This is a genomic window from Petrocella sp. FN5, from assembly GCF_029210395.1.
Classification (GTDB): Bacteria; Bacillota; Clostridia; order Lachnospirales; family Vallitaleaceae; genus Petrocella.
In genome coordinates this window covers 1-2,378 of the sequence record NZ_JARGDP010000140.1, presented here as the reverse complement: position 1 = coordinate 2,378, position 2,378 = coordinate 1, and the positions used below count along the sequence as shown (strand labels likewise).

3 protein-coding genes are annotated in these 2,378 nt (G+C 35.4%); all 3 read right to left on the bottom strand.

Annotation, left to right across the window (positions count from 1 at the left end; all coding sequences use genetic code 11):
- Positions 1 to 13 precede the first annotated feature (13 nt).
- Genes P0N36_RS15005 through P0N36_RS14995 form a run of 3 tightly spaced genes read right to left on the bottom strand, consistent with a single transcriptional unit; the run spans position 14 to position 2,217 of the window.
- Positions 14 to 277 carry a hypothetical protein gene (locus tag P0N36_RS15005; RefSeq protein WP_275843686.1) on the bottom strand — a complete coding sequence of 88 codons (264 nt, stop codon included), beginning with the start codon at positions 275 to 277 and terminating at the stop codon, positions 14 to 16.
- A gap of 11 nt (positions 278 to 288) precedes the next feature.
- Positions 289 to 522, bottom strand: coding sequence for a hypothetical protein (locus tag P0N36_RS15000; protein WP_275843685.1), 234 nt, complete (start codon positions 520 to 522; stop codon positions 289 to 291).
- Entirely contained in the window at positions 523 to 2,217 is a 1,695-nt protein-coding gene (locus P0N36_RS14995; protein ID WP_275843684.1) for an IS1634 family transposase, read from the bottom strand.
- Positions 2,218 to 2,378: the final 161 nt, after the last annotated feature.

The following is a 2,378-nucleotide window of genomic DNA, read 5'->3' as shown; positions in this document are numbered from 1 at the left end:
TTGTAAGTGCTTGTTAAATATAATCAAGGATCTCTGTATTTCGAATCAATTCGATAACATCTTCAAGTGATTTATCACTCTTTTGATATGCATCATATAATACATCCTTTACTCGTTCCGCATTTCGTTCTGGATAACGTTCATCCAAAAGCTTTTGAAGCTCCTCTGTCAATGCATTATATTCCTTGTGTTTTTGAACTATTTTCTCTTGTAGCCTTTCGATTTTCTTATCCAATGCTGCAATTCTTTTTCTTTCAACTTCATTTATATTTTCCATTAGTCTTCACCTTATTCTTTGCCAACATCTCTTTTACCCTCAATAAACAGCAATATTTCCTCATAGCTTCTTGGACTTTCAGCGATTGCCTTCAGCAGTTCCTCGCTTTGAATCATTTTTTGTTTTTGATGCAGTTCTTCTAGTTCTGCTGTCAGCTTATCATACTGTTCTCGATTTCGGCTGATGGCTTTTTCTACTTTTTCGATCTTTTGTTCTAATCCTTCTTTGCTGATATTTCTTGCCATTTAGTTTCTTCCCTTCAAAACTTCACTGATATAATTCGCTTTGTATTTTACATGTGCCGGGTCAATATTAAATGCGCTGAGTATCACCTTTTGTGTCTTTGTTACTGCATGATCCAAGCGATATACATTATCCAGTTGCCGTATCATTTCTATTTTCTCTAGTTCTCTAATCGCTGCTGGAACTGTAAGGTAATTAGGTTTTTTAACCAATTCTTTCGCCTTGTTCTTTAATGCCGTATAGATTTTACATCGAATAATCAATGCTATGAAACCAATAAATATTTTTGTAGATGCAGCTTCTTCTGATGCCACTCGCAAGCTTCTATTGCCTAAATAAGATTTATCTGCTCGAAATACTTTTTCTGATACATCTCTGTTTTTATATAATCCGATTGCCTCTTTGGCGTCCATCTTTTCTGACGAGATGATGGCAAAGTATCCACATAAATCAAGTTCATCACGAATCACCTTTAGATTAGGCTCCCCATAGACAAAGTGTCCTGTCTCTTTATTATAATGCATGTGAAAATATTTATGAAATAAAGGTCCGAAATTGTGCTCGGTATCTTGATATCTTGCAAGATATTTCTGCATTTCCCGTATATTTTCTTCCAGTCTTGAACGTTCCCCAGCCGCTTTTCCTGCACTATAGAAGATATGAACATATCTTTTTTTCGTGTCGGCTGGATATACAAATGTATGAACGGTCTTACCATACACACCAAACTCTGCGATCTGGTTCGCCCAATCATTCTCAAAAGTCCCCTTATGGTTTCTTACCTGTTCGCTGATAAACTCCTTGCATCCTTTCACCATAATGATAAATCCAAAACCGTTACTATCCATATATTTCAGGTTATCTTTACTGAAATATCCACGATCAAGGATAAAACCTATATTCCTATAACCATAGCCCTTAACTTTCTCAACCATAAATTGTAACTGGGACACATCATTAATGCTCCCTGGATATTTTTCATACATTAGTGGTTCACTATTATTCAGGTCATAGCCTACAGCATAGTTGAATATAGGTGTGCCTGTATCTGCTTTTGCTGCGCCATACTCAACCATACTGATATTTCCTGCTTCACAATTCTTATTCGTCGAATCATAGGAAATATAGATCCGTTCCCTGTGATTTCTTTCCTCGTTCCAACAATCAAGAAAGCTCTGTCTTTGATTTTCGCTTATAGTGCGCAAAAAATCTGAAATGGTTGAATCACTGTAGACCTTCATATCCGGTGTAAACAGGGGATGATTATAAGCGTAGTCTGGATAATACTGAGCAGCATTACCTTCCGTGACGATAGAATAGGCTGCAAAATCTAGTATTATACCAGCAGCTTTATTTCCAAAAATATCCTCCAGTTTTTTATCAAGTCCTGTCTCTTTTATCGTTTGGTTAATTACCATATATGCGCCAGCTTTAAGACAACTGCTTCGACAATTATCTCCTCGTTCTTCTGGAATATCAACTTCAGGAAAATATTTTCTAAAGTTTTCATTGGGTCTCATTTTAGTTTTGTCATCATCAGACACTTTACCAATGGTGACTCTTTTTACAGTTGTATACTGCTTAGTAGGATCGTAAATTCGATCATATTCATAATAAACATACTTCGCATTTCCTTTGTTTCGAAACGTGACTTTCCCTTTATTTTCTGGTACATCCACTAGGTAACTTAGATACATAATTATCGCCTCTTTTTAGTTGTATTTACGACTAAATATAGTATATCAAAAAACCTGCATTTTTGCAATAGGAAATGCAGGTTTTTTCAGTATTTTCAAGCTTTTTTAAAGGATGACATTTTTACTTTTTCTTTTAGTTGCACTTTATTCGGAAGTTCACA

What these genes read in the sequence shown, in the direction of transcription:
- P0N36_RS15005 (WP_275843686.1), bottom strand. Translation starts at nt 277, where the DNA reads ATGGAAAATATAAATGAAGTTGAAAGAAAAAGAATTGCAGCATTGGAT.
- P0N36_RS14995 (WP_275843684.1), bottom strand. Translation starts at nt 2,217, where the DNA reads ATGTATCTAAGTTACCTAGTGGATGTACCAGAAAATAAAGGGAAAGTC.
- P0N36_RS15000 (WP_275843685.1), bottom strand. Translation starts at nt 522, where the DNA reads ATGGCAAGAAATATCAGCAAAGAAGGATTAGAACAAAAGATCGAAAAA.